Here is a 459-nt window from a genome sequence, read left to right on the forward strand (position 1 = left end):
TTAACACAGACGTATCGGAAGATGTATCTCGATTCGTCTCGGAACACTCCTTCTCTGAGACGTAACTAAAGGACAACTCCTCTACTCTTATATCGATGCCGTTCCCAATCATTACCTGAACTTCTTCCTTACTGAGCAGCGGTAATGTATTCTCACTCTTCTCCTCGACCGTACCTCGTTCAATGCCATGTAATCTGTCGATGGATTGTCGATATCCTGGGATGCGCTCCACCGCTTCGGATACGGGAAGGAAAGCATCCATTAACGGAAACACCGCCAGCACGAATGCCGCAATCAGCGTCACTTCAAGCGCATCGTCAGCGTAAGCCTTACCGGACCAATAGATAACAGAGACTACCGTAATGCCGACCACACATTGACCGATGAACGTTCGCAACCGTGCCCATCGTTTGAGTGCACGATCGGTCTGAACCAGCTTCGCTTCATCCGCTTCATACC

Annotated in this window: 1 pseudogene; it reads right to left on the reverse strand. The window is 49.7% G+C overall.

Annotated elements, in window-relative coordinates:
• A pseudogene (locus tag ACFRAK_RS27620) lies at window positions 1-459 on the reverse strand (amino acid ABC transporter ATP-binding protein); the annotation flags it as partial.

It is taken from the genome of Peribacillus sp. NPDC056705, assembly GCF_043656335.1.